Raw genomic sequence first — 21,818 nt, 5'->3', positions numbered from 1 at the left:
AGTCACGCCATCTGCCGCTGCTGCCGCGCCATTTTTTATCGACCGGAGTGGCCTTGGCGCTGCTCGCCGCCATCGGCTGGACACTGCCTGCCCAGGCGCTGCCGAGCTACGCCAAGCAGACCGGCCAGGCCTGCGCGGCCTGCCACGAGGGCAGCCTCGGCCCGCAGCTGACGCAGGAAGGCCGGAACTTCAAGCTGCTCGGCTATGCCGGCGGCAGCGGCTTCTTCCCGCTGTCGGGCCAGACCATCGTCCAGTTCACCAACACCAACCGGGGCCAGGAAGGCGGCGCGGCGCCGCATTTCGGCGACAACCACAACACCGCCGTCAACGAGACCAGCCTGTTCTACGCCGGCCGCATCGCGCCGAACGTCGGCGCCTTCATCCAGGGCACCTATGACGGCGTGGCGCGCAGCTTCGCGCTCGATCACACCGACATCCGCTTCGCCCGGGCCACCGCGCTGCTCGGCAAGGACGTGGTCTACGGCCTGAGCCTGAACAACAACCCGATGGTCCAGGACCTCTACAACACGACACCGGTCTGGCGTTATCCGTACACCTCCAGCGGTCTGGCGCCGGCGCCGTTCGCGGCGACCCAGCTCGAGGGCGGGCTGGAACATCAGGTCGCCGGCCTGACCGCCTACACGATGATCGACGACCTCGTGTACCTGGAAGGCGGCGCCTACAAGGGCATGGGTCGGCAGCTGCGCCAGAACCTTGGCGAGGACAACGAGGACAAGCTGTCCGGACTGGCCCCGTACTGGCGGCTGGCGCTGCAGAAGAACATCGGCAAATCGTTCTTCCACGTCGGCAGCTTCGGCATGCACGACGCGCTGTACCCGGGCTACGACCGCAGCTTCGGCCGCAACCGCTACACCGATTACGGCTTCGACGGCAGCTGGCAGTACACGCCGAGCAAGCGGCATCACCTGAGCCTGTACATCGCCGACATCTACGAGCGCCAGAACCTGGAGGCGGCCTTCGGCGCCGGCGAAGCCAGCACCCGGAAGCAGTTCCTGAACTCCTTCAATGCCAGCAGCTCGTACTACTACGCCGGTACCTACGGGGCGACCTTCGGCGTGTTCTCGACCAACGGCACGACGGACTCGGTGCGCAATCCGGCCGGCGACATCGACGGCTCGGCCAGCGGTAGCCCGAATTCCAACGGCTACATCCTGCAGGCCGACTGGACGCCGTTCGGCAAGAAGGAATCCTGGCTGTTCCCGTACGCCAATGTCCGCTTCGCGGCCCAGTACACGCATTACCTGCACTTCAACGGTGGTGCCGCCGACTACAACGGCGACGGTCGCAACGCGAACAAGAACGACACCTTCCTGCTGTTTGCCTGGCTGGCCTACTGATGCGCACCGCAAGCCTGATCGCCAGTCTGCTGCTGGCCACGTCGTCGCTCGCCGCCCACGCGGCGGGCGATGCCCAGCGCGGCGCCGAGGTGTTCGACAACGAATGCTCCGACTGCCATACCGCCCCCCCCAAGGGCGGCAACGGCAAGGGGCCTGCGCTGTTCGGCATCGTCGGCCGCAACGCCGGCAGCGTGGCCGGCTACGACTACTCCGATGCCAACAAGGCCTCGCATTTCGTCTGGACCGCCGAGCAGCTGGAGGCCTACCTGCCGAATCCGAAGGCGGCGATGCCGGGCACCAAGATGCGCTACTCCGGCGTCAAGGATGCCGCCGAGCGAGCGGATGTCATCGCCTTCCTGCAATCGCTGAAATGAGCGTGAGCGGCGATCTTGCAGCCGCGCCGCTGCATCCGCTGACGCGGGCCATCCACTGGTTCACGGTGCTGGCGATCGTCGTCCTGTTCATCGCCGTGCTGGTCGGAGCGGATCTCGAAGACCCGGCGCAGAAGAAACCGCTGATCGCCGTGCATCAGAGCCTGGGCTTGAGCGTGCTGCTGCTGAACGGCCTGCGGCTGCTGTGGCGCTGGCGGATGCCGCTGCGTTCGCTGATCGCCGATCCGCTGAAGCGCCGCATCGGCCACGCCAACCATCTGCTGGTCTACACGCTGCTGGCGGCCCAGCCGCTGCTCGGCTGGCTGTACGTCTCCGCACGCGGCCGTGAGGTCGCGCTGTGGGGGCTGCCGCTGCCGGCGCTGATCGCCAAGGACCGCGAGCTGGCCGAACAGGTCCACGACTGGCACGCGCTCGGCGGCTGGCTGCTGCTGGCGCTGGTCGGCCTGCATGCGGCCGCCGCGCTGTACCACCACTACGTGCTGCGCGACGGCGTGCTGCGGCGGATGCTGACCGGCCGGCCCTGACCGGGACACGCGTTGCTCACGCGCCGGCGATTAGGCCGTAAAATCGCGCACCCGCAATCGCCTGCCACGAATCGCCATGACTTTTGTCGTCGTCGAAAACTGCATCAAGTGCAAGTACACGGACTGTGTCGAAGTCTGCCCGGTGGACTGCTTCCACGAAGGTCCGAACTTCCTGGTCATCGACCCGGAAGAATGCATCGACTGCACGCTGTGCGAACCGGAGTGCCCGGCCAACGCCATCCTCGCGGAGGATGACGTGCCCGAGGACCAGAAGCATTTCATCAAGCTGAACAAGGAACTGGCGGCCGAATGGCCGGTGCTGACCGAGAAGAAGGACGGCCTGCCCGGCGCCAAGGACTGGGACGGCAAGCCGGACAAGTTCAAGCTGCTGGAGCGCTGAGCCGCCGCCTTCGCGCTCCGCATCCGGCGTGAGCGCATCGGCACCTGTCCTGCTGCTGCCGGCTTCGGCCGATTTCGTCCGCGAGGCGGCCACCCGGCTGGTCTCGGCCCACGCCGACCGGCTGCCCGACCTCTCCGGCCTGACCGTGGTCATCGCCCATCCGGCGATGCAGCGGCCGCTGCGGGTGGCGCTGGCCGAGGCAGCGGGCGGCGCCGTGCTGCTGCCGCGCATCCTCGGCGCCCGGCAGCTGGCCGCCGAGGCCCTGCCCGACACCGCTGCCGCGCCACTGCCCGAACTGGAATGCGTGCTGCGGCTGGCCGAGGCGCTGTCGCGCTTCCGCTCGATCTTTCCCGACCAGGACCCGCTGAGAGTCGCCGAAGCGCTGTATGCGATCTTCGACGAGTTGGTGCTGAACGCCGCGCGCCTGCCCGATGACGAGGCCGCGTTCGCAGAACGGCTGCGCGAGGCCTACGGCGCACAGCTGATCGAACCGCTGTCGCGGGAAGCGCAGATCGTCCACCGCCTGTGGCGGGCCTACATCGAGGACATCGGCGAACGCGCGCCGGCCTTCGCCTATCTCGCCGGGCTGACCGCCGCGCTCGACCAGCTGCCGGACGACGCGCCGCTGTACTGGCTCGGCGCCGATGCGCTGGCCCAGGCGGAAGCGGTGCGCCTGCGGCCGCTGATCGCGGCCGGCCGTCTGCGTTTCTGGACCCAGGGCCGCAGCCGGGGTCGCGACGGCGCAGCAGCGCGCGCCCTGCTGGAAGCGCTCGGCCAGCCGCTGCCGGCGCCGGACAGCAGCACCGCGCCGCCGCGCCAGGTGCTGCTCGATCTCGCCTTCGCCGACGACACTCGCCCGGCCCGCGAGCGGGCCGCCGAGGTACCGCCGAACGCCGCCCGCGGCCTGAGGACCGTCGCCGCTGCCCATGCCGAACACGAGGCGCGGATCGTCGACCTGGCGGTGCGCGAGGCGATCCTGAACGGCGCGCGCCGGGTCGCGATCGTCAGCCCCGACCGCCGGCTGGCGCGCCGGGTCCGGGCGCTGCTCGAACGCGCCGGGCTGACGCTCGAAGACCGGGTCGGCTGGGCGCTGTCGACCAGCCGCGCGGCGGCCGCACTGGCCAGCTGGCTCGACTGCCTCGCCACCGGCTTCCACTTCCGGCCGCTGCTCGATCTGCTCAAGTGCGGCTTCTTCCGCATCGACGAAGGCGATGACGGCCGAGAGTCCGGCCCGGACGCGGAAGCGGTGCTGGCCGGCCTGCTGGCGCGCGCGCTGCTGCAAGGGCGCAGCGACGACAGCCGGCCGATCGCCGGGCTTGACGCGCTGCAGGCGCTGGTCGCCGGCCGCTATCCGGCCGCCTTCGAACGCCTGCGCAGCGCCGCCGCCGCACTGCCGCTGGCCGACGCCGGCCGGTCCCGCAACGACTGGGCCAGCCGCCTGGCCGACAGCCTGAGGCGGCTCGGCCTGGCAGCGGCATTTGCCGAAGACGATGCCGGCAGCCAGGTGTTCGCGGTGCTGAACGCGCTCGACGCGGCGATCGCCGGCTCGGGGATTCGCCTGCGCTGGCCGGAATTCCGCGCGCTGCTCGATCGCCGGCTCGAGCAGGCGACCTTCCGGCCGTCGAACCTGGCCCAGCCGCAGGTGGCGCTGTACACGCTGGAGCAGACCCAGGGACTGTCCGCCGACTGCCTGATCCTGGCCTCCGCCACCCGCGCCCAGCTGCCCGGCAGCGCGCCCGGCGAGGCCTTCTTCAACCAGGGCGTGCGCCGCGAACTAGGCCTGCCGACCTGGCCACAGCGGCAGAGCTTGAGCCTGGCGCGGCTGCGCCGGGTGCTGGAAGCTGCGCCGCAGGTCGTCATCACCCACGCCGGCAGCGATGGCGAGCCGCCGCAGCTGTCGCCATGGCTCGACGCGCTGGATGCCTTCGCCCGCGCCGCCGGCGCAAGACCGCTGCAGGACCCGAGACTCGCCGCGCAGGCTCTGCTGGCCGCCACCGAGGTCACCGACCCCCAGGCCCAGCGCCTGCCGGCCGCGCCGACACCGCCCGCCCAAGTGGTGCCGGACCCGGCGCTGATCGACTGGCTGCTCAGTGCCGGCGGCCATCAGGCGCTGATCGACTGCCCGTACCGCTGGTACGCCAGCCGGCTGCTGCGCCTGTCGGCCGACAACCCGGCGGATCAGGACCCCGGCCGCGCCGACTACGGGCAGCGGGTGCATCGCATCCTGCAAGCCTTCCACGCCGAGATCGACCCGGCGCTGCCGCCGCCGTATGCCGGCGGCTTCGCGGCCGATGACGCCCCGGCGATCGTCACCCGGCTCGCGGCACTGGCCGACGCCGTGTTCGCCGCCGATCTCGCCGCGCGTCCGCTGGCCCAGGTCTGGCGGCAGGATTTCGAGCGCCTGACCCCGTTCCTTGCCGGCGAGCTGATCGCGGCCGGCGGCGGGCCGGTGGAAGTCGAAATCGACCGTCAGGCGGCCGTCGCCGGCTGGACCCTGCATGGCCGGCTGGACCGGCTGCAGCGCAGCGCTGGCGGTACGGCGGTGGTCGACTACAAGACCGGCGCCGTGCCGAGGCGCGAGGACGTGCTGGCCGGCGAATCGGTGCAGCTGCCGCATTACGCGCTGGAGGCCGGCAATGTGCAGCGCGTCGCCTACTGGGACCTGAAGAAGCAGGCGGCGGTGGCGATCGAAGGCGAGGAACTGGCTGACCTGGCCGCCGGCGTCGAGACCCGGCTGGCGACGATGCGCGGGCAGCTGGCCGCCGGCGCCGTGCTGCACGCGCAGGGCGACCAGCGAACCTGCGCGCGCTGCGATTTCAGCGGCGTCTGCCGCCGCGACGGCTGGCAGGCGCCATGAACATCGCCCTTGATCCACAGCGTTCGGTCAGCGTCTCGGCGTCCGCCGGCAGCGGCAAGACCTGGCAGCTGGTGTCGCGCATCGTGCGCCTGCTGCTCGATGGCGCCGAGCCCGGCGGCATCCTGGCGCTGACCTTCACCCGCAAGGCGGCCGCCGAGATGCGCGAGCGCGTCGAGGCCCGCCTGCGCGAACTGGCCTATGCCGACGACAGCACGCTCGACGCGCTGCTGCGGCAGATCGACCTGACGCCGACCGACCCTCTCCGCGAGCGCGCCCGCCGCCTGCACGAAACGCTGTTGCACGCGCCGTTCGCGCTGCGCGCGCAGACCCTGCACGTGTTCTGCCACGAGCTGCTGAGCCGCTTTCCGCTGGAAGCCGGCGTGCCGGCCGGCTACACGCTGACCGAGAACGAGCGCGAACTGCGCGACACCGCTGTGGCGGCGCTGATGCAGCGCATCCGCCAGCAGCCGGACGGCCCGGAGGCGCGGGCGCTGGCCGTCTGGATCGCCGGCGGCGCCAGCGAGGCGACGATCCTCGGCTGGCTGCACGGCTTCATCGAGCGGCGCAGCGACTGGTGGGCCTACACCCACGGCTGCACCGGCGATGCCGTCGCCGAAGCGATCGACCGGCTGGCCGGGCAGCTCGGCATCGACCCGGACGACGACCGTCCGCTGACCGCCGCGCTCGACCACGCGGACGTCGACCGGGCGATCACCGAGCTGCAGGCCCAGCTGCTGGCCGCCGCCGGGGTCGGCCGGCTGAAGGCGGAAATGGTGGCGCCGGCCCTCGCCGCCCGTGGCGATGCCCGCTTCATCGCGCTGCGCAGCGCGCTGCTGACCAGCGACGGCAGCCGCCGCAGCCTGAGCCAGAAGAAGGCGATCAGCGACAGCGCCTGGAAGTCCTTCCTGCATGCCTATGGATTTTTGGCCGACCAGATCGACGCGATCGAGGCCGAGCGCCGCCGCCGCGAGACCTGGCTGCGCACAGCCGCCGGCTACCGGCTCGGCGACTGCCTGCTGCAGGAACTGGCGGCCGAACTGCAGCGCACGCAGCAGCTGACCTTCGCCGACCTGGAGTGGCGCAGCTACCGGCTGCTGACCGATTCCGAGCAGGCCGACTGGCTGCGCTACAAGCTCGACCAGCGCATCGATCACCTGATGCTCGACGAGTTCCAGGACACCAACCCGACCCAGTGGCAGCTGCTGCGGCCGATCCTCGACGAGATGAGCGCCGGCGATCCGGAACGGGTCCGCACTGCCTTCATCGTCGGCGACGCCAAGCAGAGCATCTACGGCTTCCGGCGCGCCAATCCGGAGCTGCTCGGCAGCGCCGCGCAGTTCCTGCAGCAGCAGCTCGGCGGCGCGCCGATGCCGCTGAACGATTCGCGGCGCAGCGCGCCGGCGGTGATCGCCTTCGTCAACGCGCTGTTCAGCGGCCCGGATGGCGAGACCATCGCCTTCCAGCCGCACGGCACCCACCTTGAGTCCGACTGGGGCGCCGTCGAGGTCGCGCCGCTGGTGCAGGCCGACGCGCCGGCCACCGAGGCGGACGACGACGAGGCGCTGCGCAATCCGCTGACCACGCCGCGCCGGGTCGCCGAAGACCTGCGCCTGCAGCGCGAAGCCGATGGCGTCGCCGCGCGGATCAAGGCGCTGGTCGCCGCTCGGCTGCCGGTGTCCGAGCACGGCCGGGCACGGCCGCTCGACTGGGGCGATGTGATGATCCTGGCGCGCCAGCGCACCCATCTGCCGGTGATCGAACAGGCGCTGGCTGCGGCCGGTATTCCGTTCATCGGCGCCAGCAAGGGCACGCTGCTCGGCACGCTGCCGGTGCGTGATCTGATGGCGCTGCTGCGCTTCCTCGACGTGCCGCAGCGCGATCTGGACCTGGCGCAGCTGCTGCGCTCGCCGCTGTTCGAGGCCCGTGACGCCGATCTGATGCAGCTGGCCGGCGCCCGCGACCGGGGCCCGCACTGGTGGGCGCGGCTGCTGGCGCTGGATGGCGACGGTCAGGCCAGCCCGGCGCTGCAGCGCGCCGCCGCGCTGATCGGCCGCTGGCAGCGCGAGGCGCGCCGCCTGCCGGCGCACGACCTGCTCGACCGCATCGCCTACGACACCGACCTGATCCGCCGCTACGAGCAGGCGCTGCCGGGCGATGGCCGGGTGCGCGCCAATGTCGGGGCCTTCCTGCAACTGGTGCTCGACGCCGACCAGGGCCGCTATCCGACGCTGGGCCGGCTCAACCAGAAACTCGAACAGCTGGCGGACGCCGCCCGCGATGCGCCGAGCGAAGCGCCACCAGCGGCCAGCGACGGCCAAGTGCGGGTGCTGACCATCCACGCCGCCAAGGGTCTCGAGGCGCCGGCCGTGTTCCTGGTCAACAGCGCACCGGCCGCCAACCACCGGCACGGCGGCTGGCAGGTGGAATGGCCTTCGGACGCCGCCGCGCCCAGCCATTTCCTGCTGGCCGCCAACGCCGATGCCCGCGACGCGCTCAGCGAGCAGCTGATCGACGCCCGCCGCGCCCGCGAGGCGCGCGAAGCGCTGAACCTGCTGTACGTCGCCGTGACCCGCGCCCGCCAGTACCTGTTCGTGTCGGCTTTCGAGAGCAGCAAGGCCGGGCCGGAACCGAGCTGGCACCAGCGCTGCCTGTCCGCCGCGCAGACGCTGCCGGCCAGCCCGGAGCCGCTGCCCGGCGCACCGGACGGCGTGACGGCGGCTTGTCACGGACGATTCCCGGTGGTCGACGAAGCGCCCGACGCGGCGCCGACGACCACGCTCGATCCGCGCCTGCGCAGCCCGTTGCGACCGGCGCCGACGCCGATCTGGACGCCGTCGCAAAGCGGCGATGCCCGCGATCCGGACGCCGTCACCCGCGGCCGGGCGATCCACTGGCTGCTGCAGCAGTGCGCCGACGGCCGACGGCCGCTGCCCGAGACCCTGGCGGCGAAGCTGGCAGCAGTGCTCGGCGAGGACATCGACGCCCGCCTGGTGCCCGGCTGGCAGGCCGAGGCCGATGCCGTGCTGGCGGCCCCGCCGCTGTCGATGCTGTTCGACCGGACGCAGCTGCGGCGCGCCTGGAACGAGGTGCCGGTGCAGTGGCAGGCCGCCGATGGTAGCGCCCGCCACGGCGTGCTCGACCGGCTGGTCGACGACGGCCACGGGCTGACGATCATCGACTACAAGACCGCACCCAGGCCGAATGCGGCACTGCTGATCGACCGCTACCGCGAGCAGCTCGCCGCCTATGTCGATGCAATCGGCAAGGTGTTTCCGGGCCGGCCGATTCGCGCCGGGCTGCTGCTGACCGCGCGCCGCGAATGGTTGCCGGTGCTGGCACGCGGCTGAGCCTGCCAGCAGCGCCGAACCGCTGCGGTCAAACTGTTGTCCGAGCTTCCGTTGTCCCCATGCTGCCGACCATGACGCGCCACTTCGCTTTCCTTCCGCTGCTGCTGATCGCCACCGTCGCCGCAAGCGGCTGCGCCTCCAAGCAGGCCCGCTTCATCGAACCGACCACGCTCGAACTGGGCCACGCCCCCGGCCCGCGCTCGTTCGAGCTGGGCGAGGATGGCTACCTGCAGGTGCAGGTGTCGTCGAACCTCGGCGAGAACGCCGAGCGGCTGAAGTTCTATGGCGAGGACGCGCCGAAGCTGATCGTGGTCACCGCCAAGCTGCAGCCGCTGTCCGGACCGGGCCGCGACACGCCGGCGCCGGAAGTGCCGCTGCTGAGCTACGACGTCACCAAGGGTTCCAGCGAAGACCTCACCGCCCGCACGCTGGCCGGCGGCATCGTCGTCAAGGCCGGTTCGCTGAGCGGTGCCGCGACCCTGACCCTGATCGTGCGCGGCATCACCGCCAGCGGCGCGACCGCACTGGCGCCGCTGATGGAAACCATCAAGAAGACGCCGGCCGCGATCACCGGCGTCGCCACCCTGCTCGGCGGCGTGCCGATCACCGCTTTCCAGACCTTCGTGGTGCCGATGCTGGAGAAGTCGACGACCGCCACCAACCACCAGTGGGAGCGCAAGAAGGAATACACCTTCCAGGTCGGCGACACGCTGGATTCGCTGGACGGCCGCGTGGTCGCCTTCCTGATGCTGACCGAGGACCGCAAGGGCGGCCTGACCATCGACGCCGAGCTGTGCAGCATCGAGGTCGAGCAGCCGAAGCTGTGCCGGCAGGTCGACAAGCCGGGCGCGCCGGTGACCACGCCGTACCTGCTGTTCGACCTGCGGGTCAGCGACTACCGGCCGATCGACGATCTGGTCGCCCAGGGCGGCCCCTGCTCGACTGACCGCGCCGTGCTGGCCAAGACCGCCGAGGTGCTGGCCAGCGGCGCGATGACCGGCCGCCAGGCATTTCTCGAGGACCTGCTGCTGCGCCGGCGCACGGTACTGGCCGACATCCGCGACTCCGGCGGCTCGATCGACCGCCTGTCGCGCGCCGCCTGGCGCTACCAGCGGCTGGTCACGCCGGATGCCGCCAACCCGCGCCATGCCTACTGGCAGCGCTACTTCGCCAGCCGCGCGTCGCGCATCGACGCCTGCCTCGACGAGGCACTGGCCACCGCCACGCCGACCACCCGCAAGAGCTGGGCGACCTTGCTCGACGGCTTCCGGGCGATCGACGAGGTCGATGCCGCCGTCGCCCGCAATGCCGATCTCGACGCCCCGGACGCCGCCGACGCCGCCGCACTCGAAATCGCGCTGCGCCGGCTCAACACCGCCGAAGCGGTGCCGGCGATCGACGCCGAATCGCGGGCCTGGCTGGTCAACGGCATCAGCAATGCGTCCGGCCTGCTCGACCGCTGGTACCGCGCCGAGGTGCTGCGCATCACCGGCAGCGCGGCCAGCCCGGAAGCGGCCAGCCGGGATCTGAAAAAGCTGCTGTCGAAGACCCGCTGCACGGCCTGCGTCGGCGGCATCAACACTGCGCTCGCGGCACTGCAGGCCGGTTCCAGCCTGCGCTCGACCGAAGCGGCGGTGAAACGCGAGAACCTGGTGGTCGATGCGCTGAAGGCCGGCAGCAAGGTCGACGCCGCGCAGAGCCTGGGCGACAGCGGCGCCGGCAGCGCCCGAAGCAGCCAGGACGCCGTCAAGCGCAGCCTGGCGGTCGATCCGGCGACGCCGGAGGCCGCGCCGCAGCTGGAACAGCTGCAGCAGCAGGTCGATCGCCAGCGGGCGCGTGCCGAATCGGCGATCGATGCCGCCGCGCCGGCGGCCGACAACCGCCCCGCGATGCCCTGAAGCCGGGCACTCATGCCGGGCCCTGAAGCCGGCGGGCGAACGCCGGGCAACGGGCCATCCCGCCGGCCGTCTTTACGCGTTCTTTATTTTCGCCGCCGCCCAGCCGTCTCGAATCCCAACGCCCGCCCGTCGCCCAATGCACGGGCCGGAAGCGGTCCGGCGAACGGGACGATTTCGATGACCACCTTCCTGCTGCTGCTCGGCGCTGCCGGCATTGCCGTGCTGATTGCCTACGTGTCGTTCTGCGACCGTATCTGAAGGCCCCGACGATGAGCTTCGATCATGCCCTCGGCGGCCTCGCCGTGCTGGTGCTGCTGGCCTATCTCGGCTACGCGCTGCTGAAGCCGGAGAAGTTCCAGTGACGCCGTCGCCGCTGCTCGACGGCAGCCTGCCGATCGCGCTGTTCCTGCTGGTGCTGACCCTGACCACGCGGCCGCTGGGCGGCTACCTGCGACGGGTGTTCGACGGCGAACGGACCTGGCTGTCGCCGCTGCTCGGGCCGCTCGAACGCGGCTTCTACCGGCTGGCCGGCGTCCGCGCCGAGCAGTCGCAGCGCTGGCCGCAGTACGCCACGGCGATGCTGGTGTTCAGCCTTGGCGGCTACCTGCTGCTGTTCGCCTTGCAGCAGGCCCAGGCGCTGCTGCCGCTGAATCCGCTGGGTCTGCCGGCGCCGTCGGCGGACCTGACGCTGAACACCGCGATCAGCTTCGTCACCAATACCAACTGGCAGAGCTACGGCGGCGAATCGACGATGTCGCTGCTGAGCCAGATGCTGGGGCTGGCGGTGCAGAACTTCCTGTCGGCGGCCACCGGCATCGCGCTGGCCATCGCACTGATCCGCGGCTTCGCCCGCGAGCGCGGCACGGCTGCGGACCTCGGCAATTTCTGGGTCGACGTGACGCGTGCGACGCTCTACGTGCTGCTGCCGCTGTCGATCCCGCTGGCGCTGTTCCTGGTCTGGCAGGGCGTGCCGCAGAGCTGGGTCGGCGCGGTCGCGGCCACGACGCTTGAAGGCGCCCAGCAGACGATCGCCCAGGGCCCGGTGGCCTCGCAGGTGGCAATCAAGATGCTCGGCACCAATGGCGGCGGCTTCTTCAACGCCAACGCCGCGCATCCGTTCGAGAACCCCACCGCCGTCGCCAACTTCGTGCAGATGATGGCGATCTTCCTGATCAGCGCCGCGCTGACCAACACCTTCGGCCGCGCGGTGAAGAACGAATGGCAGGGCTGGGCGCTGTACACGGCGATGAGCCTGCTGTTCGTGGCCGGCGCCGGGCTGGCCTACTGGGCGGAAAGCGGCGGCAATCCGGCGGTGGCCGCGCTCGGCGTGGACCAGCAGATGAGCCTGGTGCAGTCCGGCGGCAACATGGAAGGCAAGGAGGCGCGCTTCGGCATCGCCGCCTCGACCTTGTTCGCGACCATCACCACCGATGCTTCCTGCGGCGCGGTCAACGCGATGCACGACAGCTTCATGCCGCTCGGCGGCGCGGTGACGCTGGTCAACATCCTGCTTGGCGAAGTGGTGTTCGGCGGCGTCGGCGCCGGCCTGTACGGGATGCTGCTGTTCGCGCTCGTGGCGCTGTTCATCGCCGGGCTGATGGTCGGCCGCACACCGGAATATCTCGGCAAGAAGATCGAGGCCCGCGAGATCAAGCTGACGGTGCTGGCGATCCTGTGCATGCCGCTGGCGCTGCTCGGCTTCCTGGCCGTGGCCAGCGTGTCGCCGCTGGCGCTGAAGAGCCTTGCCAACGCCGGCCCGCACGGCTTCAGCGAAATGCTTTACGCCTATGCTTCGGCGGTCGGCAACAACGGCAGCGCCTTCGCCGGGCTGAATGCCAACACGCCATTCTGGAACCTGAGCCTGGCGGCGGCGATGCTGATCGGCCGCTTCGCGGTGATCGTGCCGATGCTGGCGATCGCCGGCTCGCTGGCCGCCAAGGCGCGGTCGCCGGCCACCGCCGGCAGCTTCCCGACCGACGGCCCGCTGTTCATCGGCCTGCTGGTGGCGATCGTGCTGATCGTCGGCGGCCTGACCTACTTCCCGGCGCTGGCGCTGGGGCCGCTCGTCGAGCATCTGGCGATGCAGGCCGGCACCCTGTTCTGAACCACTCCGGTGCCGGCCGGCGGTTGCCGGCGGCGCCATGCGAGATCCCCATGACCTCCTCCCCGACGCCGCTGTTCACCCGCGCGCTGCTGGCCCCGGCGCTGCGCGACACCTTTGCCAAGCTGCATCCGCAGCGGCTGGCGAAGAACCCGGTGATCTTCATCACCGCGCTGGTGTCGCTGCTGGCCAGCCTGCTGTTCCTGCGCGACCTGCTGATCGACAACCGTTCCGGCGCGCCGCTGCTGTTCTCCGGCCAGGTGATCGTCTGGCTGTGGTTCACGGTACTGTTCGCCAATTTCGCCGAAGCGCTGGCCGAAGGCCGCGGCAAGGCGCAGGCCGCCAGCCTGCGGCAGACCCGCAGCCACACCATCGCCCGCAAGCTCAACGCCAGCCGCGACGACGAGGTGAAAGTGCCGGCGACGACGTTGAAGGCCGGCGACTGCATCGTCGCCGAGACCGGCGACCTGGTGCCGGCCGACGGCGAAGTGATCGACGGCATCGCCACTATCGACGAATCGGCGATCACCGGCGAATCGGCGCCAGTGATCCGCGAAGCGGGTGGCGACCGTTCGGCCGTGACCGGCGGCACCCGGGTGCTGTCGGACCGCATCGTGGTGCGCGTCACTGCCGCGCCCGGCTCGGGCTTTCTCGACCGGATGATCGCGCTGGTCGAGGGTGCATCGCGGCAGAAGACGCCGAACGAGCTGGCACTGAACATCCTGCTGGCGGGCTTGAGCCTGATCTTCGTGCTGGCGGTGGCCTCGATCCCGAGCTTCGCCGCCTATGCCGGCGGCGAGGTGCCGGTGATCGTGCTGGTGGCGCTGTTCGTGACCCTGATCCCGACCACCATCGGCGCGCTGTTGTCGGCGATCGGCATCGCAGGCATGAACCGGCTGGTGCGCTTCAACGTGCTGGCGCTGTCCGGCCGGGCGGTCGAGGCGGCCGGCGATGTCGATACGCTGCTGCTCGACAAGACCGGCACCATCACGCTCGGCAACCGCCAGGCCTGCGAGTTCCTGCCGGTGGCCGGCGTCCAGGAGCGCACCCTGGCCGAGGCCGCGCAGCTGGCCAGCCTGTCCGACGAAACGCCGGAAGGCCGCAGCGTGGTGGTGCTGGCGAAAGAGAAATTCGGCCTGCGCGGCCGCGACCTGGCCGGCACGCAGGCGACCTTCATCCCGTTCACCGCGCAGACGCGGATGTCCGGCATCGATGTCGACGGCGCGGTGATCCGCAAGGGCGCCGTCGACTCGGTGATCGACTACGTCAGCCGGCTCGCCGGCACCCGGGCGGTACCGCCGGAGCTGAAGGCGATCGCCGAACGCGTGGCGCGGGTCGGCGGCACGCCGCTGGCCGTGGTCCGCGACGAGCAGGTGCTCGGCATCATCCACCTGAAGGATGTCGTCAAGGGCGGCATCCGCGAGCGCTTCGCCGAACTGCGCCGCATGGGCATCCGCACGGTGATGATCACCGGCGACAACCCGCTGACCGCCGCCGCCATCGCCGCCGAGGCCGGTGTCGACGATTTCCTGGCCCAGGCGACCCCGGAGGACAAGCTGGCGCTGATCCGCAAGGAGCAGGCCGGCGGCCGGCTGGTGGCGATGTGCGGCGACGGCACCAACGACGCGCCGGCGCTGGCGCAGGCCGATGTCGGCGTGGCGATGCAGACCGGCACGGTGGCCGCCCGCGAGGCCGGCAACATGGTCGACCTCGATTCCGACCCGACCAAGCTGATCGAGATCGTCGGCATCGGCAAGCAGCTCTTGATGACGCGCGGCGCGCTGACCACGTTCTCGATCGCCAACGATGTCGCCAAGTACTTCGCGATCGTGCCGGCGCTGTTCGCCGCCTTCTACCCGCAGCTCGATACGCTGAACGTGATGGGCCTGGCGACGCCGCAGAGCGCGATCCTGTCGGCGATCATCTTCAACGCGCTGATCATCATCGTGCTGATTCCGCTGGCGCTGCGCGGTGTCGCCTATCGCGCGGTCGGCGCCGGCACGCTGCTGGCCCGCAATCTGGCGATCTACGGCGGCGGCGGCCTGATCGCCCCGTTCGTCGGCATCAAGCTGATCGACCTGGCGATCACCGCGCTGCATCTCGCCTGACGCCGCCGCGCCGCCCGTTCGATCCGACAGGAGCCCACCCATGCTGCAACACCTTCGCCCGACGCTGGTCCTGCTCACGCTGTTCACGCTGCTGACCGGCCTCGCCTATCCGCTGGCGATCACCGGCATCGCGCGCCAGCTGTTTCCACAGCAGGCCGCCGGCAGCCTCGTGCAGCGCGCCGACGGCACGGTGATCGGCTCGTCGCTGATCGGCCAGGCCTTCACCCGGCCGGACTACTTCCACGGCCGGCCCTCGGCGACCAGCCCGACGCCGTACAACGCCGCTGCCAGCGGCGGCTCCAACCTGGGGCCGACCTCAAAGGCGCTGATCGAGCGCATCCGGACCGACGCCGCCGCGCTGCAGGCCGAGAATCCCGGCGCCGCCGTGCCGGTGGATCTGGTCACTACCTCGGGCAGCGGGCTCGATCCGCACATCTCGCTGGCCGCTGCCGAGTTCCAGCTGCCGAGAGTCGCCCGCACCCGCCATGCCGATCCGCAGAAGCTGCGCGCGCTGATCGCCGGCCTGGCCGAGCCGGAGGTGCTGGGCATCCTCGGCGAGCCGGTGGTCAACGTGCTGCAGCTGAACCTGGCGCTCGACGCGGCGTTCCCGTCGCCGGGCTGAACATGAACCGCTGGCGCAGCGGCGCTGCGACGGGCGCTCCGGACGCGGGCGATATACTCCGTCTGCTCCCGTTTCCGGGGCATGCCCAGCGGTCCCATGTCACCTCTGAACAACGCGCTGCTGGTCGCTCTGGCCTGCGCGCTGGTGGTTCTCAACGGCTTCTTCGTCGCCGCCGAATTCTCGCTGGTCAAGCTGCGCAGCACGCGCGCGCAGGAGCTGAGTTCGCAGCGCGGCTGGCGGGGTCGGATTCTCGGCAAGGTCCACAGCCGGCTCGATACCTACCTGTCGGCCTGCCAGCTCGGCATCACGCTGTCGAGCCTGGGGCTGGGCTGGGTCGGCGAGCCGGCCTTCGCCGGCCTGCTGGAACCGCTGCTGGCAATGGTCGGCATCGAGTCCGAGCGCACCATCCACACGATCGCCTTCCTGGTCGCGTTCACGGTGATCTCGTTCCTGCACATCGTGATCGGCGAGCTGGCGCCGAAGTCGATGGCGATCCGCCGGCCGGAAGGCGTGTCGCTGTGGACCGCCACGCCGCTGTACGCGTTCTACTGGCTGATGTATCCGGCGATCGAACTGCTCAACCGCAGCGCCAGCATCGCGCTGAAGGCGGCCGGGCTGGACGGCACCGGTGGCGGTCACGGCGGCGACAACAGCTACACGCATGACGAGCTGAAGATGATCCTGCACCTCAGCCATGCGGCCAGCGACCAGCCGGAATCCAGCCTCAACACGATGCTGGCGCACACGCTGGAGCTGCAGGATCTGGTCGCCAGCGATCTGATGCGGCCGCGCCGCGATCTGATCTCGCTGTCGGTCGACAACAGCCACGCCGAAGTGCGGCGCACGGTGCAGAAGTACGGCTACAGCCGCTACCCGCTGCTCGACGGCGACGAGACCGTGATCGGCGTGGTCCACGTCAAGGACCTGCTGCTGGAAGCGCCGGGCGACGACTTCCCGCTGCGCCTGCGCCGGCTGGCCCGGCAGGTGCAGCGCTTCCGCGAGGAAACGCCGGCACTGGAAGTGCTGCGCCGCTTCCGCCAGGGCGCGCCGCATCTGGCGCTGGTCGACGACTTCGAAGGCACGATGGACGGCTTCGTGACCTTGGAAGACGTGCTGGAAGCGATGCTCGGCGAGATCGCCGACGAATACGAACCGCGCCGTGCCGGCCAGGTCGACCGACGCATCGTCCACCTTGCCGACGGCAGCCTGCTGCTCAGGGGCGACACGCCGGTCTACCGGCTGGAGCGCGTGCTCGGAAGCCCGATCGACGGCAGCGAGGATGTCGACACCGTGGCCGGGCTGGTGATGCAGAAACTCGACCGCATCGCCGTGCGCGGCGATCTGATCGTCATCGGCGATCGCGAGCTGACCGTGCAGCGTGTCACCGGGCCGCGCATCGAGCGGATCAAGGTGAGCCGGCCGCCGCCGCCGGCCGACTGACGATGGCCGCCGACGAACCCGCCCGCCCGTCGCCCGAGGCGCTGCTGGAAGCGTCGAACGACGCGGCGCGCGGCAAGCTGCGGATCTTTCTCGGCGCCGCGCCCGGCGTCGGCAAGACCTGCGCGATGCTCAAGGCCGCGCACCGCAAGCAGGGCGAAGGCGTGGACGTGGTGGTGGCGATCGTCGAAAGCCACGGCCGCCGCGACACCGAGGCGCTGGTCGAAGGCCTGGAGGTGCTGCCGCGCCGGACGCTGCCGGTGCAGGGTCGCGCCTATGCCGAGATGGATCTCGACGCCGTGCTGGCGCGCCGGCCGCAGCTGGCGCTGGTCGACGAGCTGGCGCACAGCAACGTCACCGGCGCCCGCCATCCGAAGCGCCACCAGGATGTCGCCGAGCTGCTGGCGGCCGGCATCGATGTCTGGTCGACGCTGAACATCCAGCACCTGGAAAGCCTCAACGACGTGGTGGCCCGGATCACCCGGGTACGGGTCCGAGAAACCGTACCGGACCGGGTATTCGACACCGCCGACGATGTCGAGATCGTCGATCTGACACCGCAGGAGCTGATCGAGCGGCTGGCCGACGGCAAGGTCTACGCTGAAGCGCAGGCGCAGGCAGCGCTGCGCAACTGGTTCAAGCCCGGCAACCTGACCGCGCTGCGCGAGCTGGCGCTGCGCCGCACCGCCGAGCGTGTCGACCAGCAGATGCGCGCCTACATGCGCCGCCACGCGATTCGCGGGCCTTGGGCAGCGGCCGAGCGGCTGCTGGTCTGCGTCAACGAATCGGCCGCCGCCAGCGAGGTCGTGCGCCGCGCCAAGCGGCTGGCTGATCGCCTCGATGCGCCGTGGTTCGCGATCCACGTCGAGAACATGCGCAGCGCACCCGCCGGCCCGAAGGCGCAGGCGCGGATCACCGACACGCTGCGGCTGGCCGAATCGCTGGGGGCGGAAACCCTGACCCTGCCCGGCAGCCGCAACATCGCCGGCGACCTGCTGGCCTGGGCGCGCGACAACAACATTACCCAGATCCTGATCGGCAAGTCGCAGCGCAGCCGCTGGTTCACGCTGCGCCACGGCTCGCTGCTGACCGAACTCAGCCGCGATGCCGCCGGCATCGACCTGCACGTGCTGGCCGAGGACCCGCAGGCCCGCAGCGCGACGGCCCCTGCCGCAGTACCCGGCGACGAAGACGACACGCCGCCGCAGGCACCGCGCACGCCGGTCACCGCCTATCCGGCCACGGCGGTGATGGTGGCGCTGGCCACCCTGCTCGGCCGCGCGCTGGTGGCGATGGTGACGGTGCCGAACATCTCGCTGGTCTATCTGGCGGCGGTGATGTGGAGCGCCACCCGCTACGGGCTCGGGCCGTCGATCTTCGCGTCGATCGCCAGCACGGCGGCGTACAACTTCTTCTTCACCGAGCCGCACTACACGTTCAACGTCGCCGATCCCGGCCAGGTGCTGGCGCTGATCTTCTTCAGCGCGGCAGCGGTGCTGACCAGCACGCTGACCTCGCGCGAGCGCGTGCACGCCGAAGCCGCCCACGCCCAGGCGCGGACGACTGCCGAACTGCTGGCGTTCAGCCGCAAGCTGGCCGGCATCCGCAAGCTGGACACGCTGATGGCGGCGTCGGCGGCCCAGATCGCCAACATGCTGAAGGTCGAGGCGCTGATGCTGCTGCCCGACACCAAGAACGGCGCGCTGCTGCCGGTGGCCAGCGCGCCGGCCGGTGCGGCGCTCGACGAAGCCGATCTGGCCGCCGCCACCTGGTGCTGGGACAAGAACCAGCCGACCGGCAGCGGTACCGATACCCTGCCCGGCGGCCGACGGCTGTTCCTGCCGCTGCGCACCGGCCAGGGGCGGCACGGCGTGGTCGGCATCAGCCGCGCCCAGGGCGATGCCCGGCTGACGCCGGACGAGCGCCGCCTGCTCGATGCCCTGGTCGATCTGGCGGCGATCGCCACCGAGCGCATCCGGCTGGCCAAGGACATCGACCAGGCGCGGATGCTGGCCGAGACCGAAAAGCTGCGCGGCTCGCTGCTGACCTCAATCTCGCATGACCTGCGCACGCCGCTGGCATCGATCATCGGCACCTTCGCGACCTTGCGCCGCCACGCCGGCCGCTTCGACGCCGAAGCCAGCGAGGAACTGCTGGCCAGCGCCCAGGACGAGGCCGAGCGGCTGAACCGCTATGTCTCGAACCTGCTCGACATGACCCGCCTCGATGCCGGCGCGCTGCAGCCGAGGCGCGAGCCCTGCGACCTCGGCGACCTGATCGCCGCCAGCGTCCAGCGATGCGCCAAGCGGCTGGCCGCGCACAAGGTGAAGCTGTCGGTGCCGGCCAATCTGCCGCTGCTGCTGCTCGACGAAACCCTGATGGACCAGGTGCTGGTCAACCTGCTCGACAACGCCGCCAAGTACACGCCGGCCGGAAGCCACATCGAGATCGGCGTCGTGCGCCACCGCTTCTCGATCGCGCTGCATGTCCGCGACGACGGCCCCGGCATTCCGCCCGGTGACCTCGACCGGATCTTCGACAAGTTCTACCGGGTGCGCGAAGACGCCGACCGCTCGCGCGCCGGCACCGGGCTGGGGCTGGCGATCTGCCGCGGCTTCGTGATCGCCATGGGTGGCCGCATCCACGCCCGCAACCGCAGCGCCGGCAGCGACGGCGGCCCGGCCCACGGCGCCGAGTTTCTGATCGAGTTTTCCCCGGACCTGATCGCCGAAGCGCAGCCCGAGGCCGGCGCATGAGCCTGGAACTGGGCAAGGTGCTGGTCGTCGACGACGAGGCCGCGATCCGCCGGCTGCTGCGCAACACCCTGCAGGTGAACGACTACCGGGTGTTCGAGGCCGGTACCGTCGCCGAAGCGCTGGCGCTGTCGGCCTCGCATCAGCCGGACGTGATCCTGCTCGATCTCGGCCTGCCCGACGGCGACGGTCTGAGCGTGATCGAAGCGGTGCGCCAGCGGTCGGCGGTGCCGATCATCGTGCTGTCCAGCCGCACCGACGACAGCGGCAAGGTGCGGGCGCTTGATGCCGGGGCCGACGACTACGTGACCAAGCCGTTCAGCGTCGACGAACTGCTGGCCCGCATCCGCACCGCACTGCGTCACCGCATGCAGCGGCAGGGCGCCCAGCCGCTGTTCGTGCGCGGATCTTTGAGCATCGACCTGGTACGCCGGCTGGTGCTGCGCGATGGCGTGGAAGTGCGGCTGTCGCCGAAGGAGTACGGCATCCTGCAGCAGCTGGTGCTGCACGCCGGCCGCGTGCTGACCCATCGCCACCTGCTGCGCGAAGTCTGGCAGCAGGATTCCGATGGCGATGTCGCCTACCTGCGGGTCTACATCCGGCAGCTGCGCGGCAAGCTGGAGGCGAATCCCGAACAGCCGAGCCTGATCGTCACCGAGCCGGGCGTCGGCTACCGGTTGCGCAGCGAACCCTAGCCGGCGGCCGCCGCGCTTGCCCGATCAAGATCACTGGCAAAGCGCAGGCGATTGCCGTCCGGATCGATCACCCGCATTTCGCGCATGTCCCAGGGGGTGTCGGCCGGCGGCTGCTCGATGACGACACCACGGGCCGTGAATGCACGGTGGCAGGCATCGACATCCGGCACGATCAGGTAGACCGCGCCGCCGGGTTCGCAATCGCCGCTGTGTTCGGTCAGGAACAACGTCTGGTCGTCGCGGCTGATCTGGCAGAACAGCGGCAGGCCGGATTCGAAGCGGTGTTCCCAGTCCAGCGTGAAGCCAAGCCCATCGAGGTAGAAAGGCAGCGTCAGCGCCGCGTCGCGCATCCGCAATTGGGGTATGACCGTCTGAGTCATGGCCGATTCACTTGATCTTCAGCGCTTCCGGCGAAGTCTGGTCGCAGCTCGGCCCGCGCCGCACTTCGATGCCGGACACCTGGTCGTCGCGCAGCACCACGGTCACCTGGTCGCGGTTCTGGCAGGCGAAGCTGACCGCGCCGGGGCGTTCGACGCAGAACAGGAAGTGGTCGGCCTCGCGGGCCTTGCCGGCTTCGTCGAGATACTCGCCGCTGCGCCGCGAGCAGCCGAAGCCCAGGCCGGACAGCCGCGAACTGGCTTCCGCTGCGCTCAGCCCGTAGGCGACGCGCTCGCGGATGGCGCTGCGCCGGTCCGGGTCCGGCGTCTGGCTCAGCAGCTGGCAGCCGGTGCTGGCCAGCAGCAGGCTGGCGACGCCAAGACGACCGACAAGCGCAAGGACCGTGCACGGGCGCGGCTGGGACATGGCGGTCATCCGTTCAGGTTATGGGTGGCCAGTTCGTAGCCGCGGTCGCGGTAGAACTTGTAGCGGTCGCGCGAGCCCTGGCGGGCGGCGGGGTTGGCATCGACGATTTCCAGCACCCGTTCGAAGCGGCTGAAGAACGGCGGAATGTCGAGGCCGAGGTTGATCATCACGCCGTCGTAGGCGGCGGGCGGCTCGTCGCGGCCGATCAGCACGGCCGGCAGCGGCTCCTCCGGCGCCTTGTCGGCCTGGCGTTCGTGGGCGATGAAGCTGCCCTGGCGGAAGGTCCACAAGGTGCCGTCGAGTTCGGCGGCGACGTTGTCGTCCGGCACGTAGACGAACACCCGCTTGCCGGTGGCGGTGGCCTTGTCGCACAGCTTGCAGGCGGTCATCACATGGCTGGTGACGGCTGCGAAGGCATCGCCAAGGATGTAGAAATCGATGCGGGTCACGGCGTACGGCGCGGCTGGACGAGGCGTGAAGCATAGCCCGCCGCGCCGACAAAAAAGGGCGACCCGAAGCGCG

18 protein-coding genes are annotated in these 21,818 nt (G+C 70.5%); 15 read left to right on the top strand and 3 right to left on the bottom strand.

All coding sequences use genetic code 11. From position 1 onward, the window contains the following. The first annotated feature begins 53 nt into the window (after window positions 1–53). From ACTIGJ_RS11825 to ACTIGJ_RS11755, 15 genes are all read left to right on the top strand, one after another. Window positions 54–1,358, top strand: coding sequence for a cytochrome C (locus tag ACTIGJ_RS11825; RefSeq protein WP_439640521.1), 1,305 nt, complete (start codon window positions 54–56; stop codon window positions 1,356–1,358). Then, complete coding sequence (locus tag ACTIGJ_RS11820) at window positions 1,358–1,732, top strand: c-type cytochrome (protein WP_439640520.1); 375 nt, start codon at window positions 1,358–1,360, stop codon at window positions 1,730–1,732. The genes ACTIGJ_RS11825 and ACTIGJ_RS11820 overlap by 1 nt, the downstream gene beginning before the upstream one ends. Further along, window positions 1,729–2,274 (top strand): cytochrome b, encoded by a 546-nt coding sequence (locus ACTIGJ_RS11815; RefSeq protein ID WP_439640519.1) that lies wholly within the window; start codon window positions 1,729–1,731, stop codon window positions 2,272–2,274. Before ACTIGJ_RS11820 ends, ACTIGJ_RS11815 begins: the two co-directional genes overlap by 4 nt. A gap of 76 nt (window positions 2,275–2,350) precedes the next feature. Further along, window positions 2,351–2,674, top strand: a complete 324-nt coding sequence (gene fdxA / locus ACTIGJ_RS11810) for a ferredoxin FdxA (protein WP_439640518.1) — start codon at window positions 2,351–2,353, stop codon at window positions 2,672–2,674. 28 nt (window positions 2,675–2,702) lie between these two features. Beyond that, window positions 2,703–5,531 carry a PD-(D/E)XK nuclease family protein gene (locus ACTIGJ_RS11805; protein ID WP_439640517.1) on the top strand — a complete coding sequence of 943 codons (2,829 nt, stop codon included), beginning with the start codon at window positions 2,703–2,705 and terminating at the stop codon, window positions 5,529–5,531. Continuing rightward, a complete protein-coding gene (locus ACTIGJ_RS11800; RefSeq protein WP_439640516.1) occupies window positions 5,528–8,878 on the top strand; it encodes a UvrD-helicase domain-containing protein in 3,351 nt (1,116 codons plus the stop codon). Before ACTIGJ_RS11805 ends, ACTIGJ_RS11800 begins: the two co-directional genes overlap by 4 nt. Before the next feature lie 71 nt (window positions 8,879–8,949). Further along, entirely contained in the window at window positions 8,950–10,776 is a 1,827-nt protein-coding gene (locus ACTIGJ_RS11795; protein ID WP_439640515.1) for a hypothetical protein, read from the top strand. A 12-nt stretch (window positions 10,777–10,788) separates the two neighbouring features. Beyond that, window positions 10,789–11,034: a hypothetical protein gene (locus ACTIGJ_RS11790; protein WP_439640514.1), complete on the top strand. Its 246-nt coding sequence runs from the start codon at window positions 10,789–10,791 to the stop codon at window positions 11,032–11,034. Between the two features lie 11 nt (window positions 11,035–11,045). After that, window positions 11,046–11,138 carry a potassium-transporting ATPase subunit F gene (locus ACTIGJ_RS11785; RefSeq protein ID WP_439640513.1) on the top strand — a complete coding sequence of 31 codons (93 nt, stop codon included), beginning with the start codon at window positions 11,046–11,048 and terminating at the stop codon, window positions 11,136–11,138. Beyond that, entirely contained in the window at window positions 11,135–12,880 is a 1,746-nt protein-coding gene (kdpA, locus tag ACTIGJ_RS11780; protein ID WP_439640512.1) for a potassium-transporting ATPase subunit KdpA, read from the top strand. Before ACTIGJ_RS11785 ends, kdpA begins: the two co-directional genes overlap by 4 nt. Before the next feature lie 50 nt (window positions 12,881–12,930). Further along, on the top strand, window positions 12,931–14,985 hold the full coding sequence (kdpB, locus tag ACTIGJ_RS11775; RefSeq protein ID WP_439640511.1) for a potassium-transporting ATPase subunit KdpB: 2,055 nt from the start codon (window positions 12,931–12,933) through the stop codon (window positions 14,983–14,985). A 40-nt stretch (window positions 14,986–15,025) separates the two neighbouring features. Further along, window positions 15,026–15,607: a potassium-transporting ATPase subunit KdpC gene (kdpC, locus tag ACTIGJ_RS11770; protein WP_439640510.1), complete on the top strand. Its 582-nt coding sequence runs from the start codon at window positions 15,026–15,028 to the stop codon at window positions 15,605–15,607. A 96-nt stretch (window positions 15,608–15,703) separates the two neighbouring features. Next, window positions 15,704–17,047 (top strand): hemolysin family protein, encoded by a 1,344-nt coding sequence (locus tag ACTIGJ_RS11765; RefSeq protein WP_439640509.1) that lies wholly within the window; start codon window positions 15,704–15,706, stop codon window positions 17,045–17,047. Window positions 17,048–17,049: 2 nt separating this feature from the next. Further along, a complete protein-coding gene (locus ACTIGJ_RS11760; RefSeq protein ID WP_439640508.1) occupies window positions 17,050–19,800 on the top strand; it encodes a DUF4118 domain-containing protein in 2,751 nt (916 codons plus the stop codon). After that, complete coding sequence (locus ACTIGJ_RS11755; protein WP_439640507.1) at window positions 19,797–20,492, top strand: response regulator; 696 nt, start codon at window positions 19,797–19,799, stop codon at window positions 20,490–20,492. The genes ACTIGJ_RS11760 and ACTIGJ_RS11755 overlap by 4 nt, the downstream gene beginning before the upstream one ends. On the opposite strand, the gene ACTIGJ_RS11750 is transcribed toward ACTIGJ_RS11755, so the two are convergent. Genes ACTIGJ_RS11750 through ACTIGJ_RS11740 form a run of 3 tightly spaced genes read right to left on the bottom strand, consistent with a single transcriptional unit; the run spans window position 20,489 to window position 21,745 of the window. After that, a complete protein-coding gene (locus ACTIGJ_RS11750) occupies window positions 20,489–20,872 on the bottom strand; it encodes a bleomycin resistance protein (protein ID WP_439640506.1) in 384 nt (127 codons plus the stop codon). The two genes, ACTIGJ_RS11755 and ACTIGJ_RS11750, sit on opposite strands and share 4 nt — an antisense overlap. Before the next feature lie 7 nt (window positions 20,873–20,879). Further along, the gene (locus ACTIGJ_RS11745; protein ID WP_439640505.1) at window positions 20,880–21,296 is read right to left on the bottom strand and encodes a hypothetical protein; all 417 of its coding nucleotides are present in this window, start codon (window positions 21,294–21,296) and stop codon (window positions 20,880–20,882) included. Between the two features lie 5 nt (window positions 21,297–21,301). Beyond that, window positions 21,302–21,745 carry a DNA polymerase III subunit chi gene (locus ACTIGJ_RS11740; protein WP_439640504.1) on the bottom strand — a complete coding sequence of 148 codons (444 nt, stop codon included), beginning with the start codon at window positions 21,743–21,745 and terminating at the stop codon, window positions 21,302–21,304. Window positions 21,746–21,818: the final 73 nt, after the last annotated feature.

This window comes from Nevskia sp. (assembly GCF_051860985.1).
Taxonomy (GTDB): domain Bacteria; phylum Pseudomonadota; class Gammaproteobacteria; order Nevskiales; family Nevskiaceae; genus Nevskia.
Note: the sequence above shows the minus strand (reverse complement) of the source record. Positions and strands in the feature narration are given on the sequence as shown.

Bases quoted from the DNA above. Each gene is read 5' to 3' on its own strand.
- ACTIGJ_RS11820 (WP_439640520.1), top strand. From the start codon at position 1,358: ATGCGCACCGCAAGCCTGATCGCCAGTCTGCTGCTGGCCACGTCGTCG.
- ACTIGJ_RS11815 (WP_439640519.1), top strand. From the start codon at position 1,729: ATGAGCGTGAGCGGCGATCTTGCAGCCGCGCCGCTGCATCCGCTGACG.
- fdxA (WP_439640518.1), top strand. From the start codon at position 2,351: ATGACTTTTGTCGTCGTCGAAAACTGCATCAAGTGCAAGTACACGGAC.
- ACTIGJ_RS11800 (WP_439640516.1), top strand. From the start codon at position 5,528: ATGAACATCGCCCTTGATCCACAGCGTTCGGTCAGCGTCTCGGCGTCC.
- ACTIGJ_RS11795 (WP_439640515.1), top strand. From the start codon at position 8,950: ATGACGCGCCACTTCGCTTTCCTTCCGCTGCTGCTGATCGCCACCGTC.
- ACTIGJ_RS11790 (WP_439640514.1), top strand. From the start codon at position 10,789: ATGCCGGGCCCTGAAGCCGGCGGGCGAACGCCGGGCAACGGGCCATCC.
- ACTIGJ_RS11785 (WP_439640513.1), top strand. From the start codon at position 11,046: ATGAGCTTCGATCATGCCCTCGGCGGCCTCGCCGTGCTGGTGCTGCTG.
- kdpB (WP_439640511.1), top strand. From the start codon at position 12,931: ATGACCTCCTCCCCGACGCCGCTGTTCACCCGCGCGCTGCTGGCCCCG.
- kdpC (WP_439640510.1), top strand. From the start codon at position 15,026: ATGCTGCAACACCTTCGCCCGACGCTGGTCCTGCTCACGCTGTTCACG.
- ACTIGJ_RS11765 (WP_439640509.1), top strand. From the start codon at position 15,704: ATGTCACCTCTGAACAACGCGCTGCTGGTCGCTCTGGCCTGCGCGCTG.
- ACTIGJ_RS11760 (WP_439640508.1), top strand. From the start codon at position 17,050: ATGGCCGCCGACGAACCCGCCCGCCCGTCGCCCGAGGCGCTGCTGGAA.
- ACTIGJ_RS11755 (WP_439640507.1), top strand. From the start codon at position 19,797: ATGAGCCTGGAACTGGGCAAGGTGCTGGTCGTCGACGACGAGGCCGCG.
- ACTIGJ_RS11750 (WP_439640506.1), bottom strand. From the start codon at position 20,872: ATGACTCAGACGGTCATACCCCAATTGCGGATGCGCGACGCGGCGCTG.
- ACTIGJ_RS11745 (WP_439640505.1), bottom strand. From the start codon at position 21,296: ATGTCCCAGCCGCGCCCGTGCACGGTCCTTGCGCTTGTCGGTCGTCTT.